Source organism: Gryllotalpicola sp. CP2-P1, from assembly GCF_057512245.1.
Genome location: NZ_JBLRDT010000341.1, coordinates 1 through 1,746, shown reverse-complemented (window position 1 = coordinate 1,746; position 1,746 = coordinate 1). Strand labels below are relative to the sequence as shown.

Annotated in this window: 1 protein-coding gene; it reads left to right on the top strand. The window is 72.7% G+C overall.

The features are described 5' to 3' along the window. Window positions 1-1,746: IPT/TIG domain-containing protein (locus ACM2XV_RS15015; RefSeq protein WP_487027520.1), on the top strand; the 1,746-nt coding region annotated here is incomplete at both ends.

Below are 1,746 nucleotides of genomic sequence, written 5' to 3'. Positions count from 1 at the left end.
CCGCGGGCGCGGCTGACGTCACCGTCACGACGCCGGGCGGCACGGCCGATGCGCCGCAGTTCACCTATGTGCCCGTTCCGACCGCAGACACGCTCTCGCCGAGCCAGGGGCCGGCGACCGGGGGCACCTCGGTGACGATCACGGGCAGCGGCTTCGTGCCAGGCGAGACGACTGTCACGATCGGGGGCACGACGGTGCCGGCATCCGATGTCACGGTGAGCTCCGACGGCACGTCGCTGACGTTCACGACGCCGGCGGGCACCGCGGGCGCGGCTGACGTCACCGTCACGACGCCGGGCGGCACCACGGGTGCGCTGCCGTTCACCTACATCGCGGTACCGGCCGTCACCGGCATGACGCCGGACTCCGGCCCGGTCGCGGGCGGCACCACGGTGACGCTCACCGGCTCGGGCTTCACCGGGGCGAGCACGGTGACGGTGGACGGGGTCGACGTGAGCACCTTCACGGTCGACTCCGACACCCAGATCACCCTCGTGACCCCGCCGCACGCTGCGGGCGAAGCGCCGGTCGTGGTGACGACGGCCGGTGGCGATAGCGAGCCGCAGACGTTCACCTACGTGCCGGTGCCGACGGCGACCTCGCTGTCGCCGAGCATGGGGCCGACCACGGGCGGCACCACGGTCACGATCTCGGGCTCCGGCTTCGTGGCGGGCGAGACGACGGTCACGATTGGGGGAGTCACGATCCCCGCGGCATCCGTCACGGTGAACTCCGACGGCTCGCTGACGTTCGTCACTCCCGCGCACGCCGAGGGCGATGTCGACGTGACGGTCACGACGCCGGGCGGCACGAGCGGCGCCCAGACCTTCAGCTACGTCGCCGGGCCGGTGATCACCGGCCTCAGCCCCGACTCGGGGCCGACGACCGGGGGCGATGAGGTCACGATCTCGGGCGCCGACCTCGACGGCGCCACCGAGGTGACGGTCGACGGGCAGGACGTGCCGTTCACGCAGAACCCGGACGGGTCGATCACCATCACGACGCCCCCGCACGCCGCGGGCGACGCCGACATCGTGGTGACCACGGCCGCCGGGTCCTCGCCTGCCGCGAGCTACACCTACGTCAGCCCACCGCCGACCGTGAGCGGCATCGACCCCGACCAGGGGCCGACGACGGGCGGCACGCAGGTGACGATCTCGGGCGACGACCTGGGCGACGCGACCTCGGTGACGGTCGACGGCGACGATGTGCCGTTCACGCAGAACCCCGACGGGTCCATCACGGTCACGATGCCGCCGCATGACGCGGGCACGGCGCAGATCGTGGTGACGACCCCGAGCGGCTCGTCCGACCCGGTCGTCTTCACCTACGTATCCGGCGACGCGTGCGTCGCGACCCCGACGTCGGTGTCGATCTCGCCGAACCACGGGCCCGACACCGGCGGCACCACCACGGTGCTGACGGGCACCGGGTACACCGGCGCCACTGCGGTCAGCTTCGGCGAGACGCCGGCGGCCTCGTTCACGGTCGTGAGCGACACCGAGATCATCGCGGTGACGCCGCCGCACCTCGTCGGCACGGTCGAGGTCTACGTGACGACTCGGTGCGGCGTGGCCGACCCGACCTATACATATGAGGCGACGGCGGCAGCGGCGGCGACAGCCGCGAACGGCAGCGGGCTCGGCTCGGGCTCGGCGCTGGCCACCACCGGTCAGAACCTGTGGCTCGGCGGCATCGTGCTGGGCGTCGGCGCGATCCTGGCGGGTCTCGGGGTGATGCTCGGGC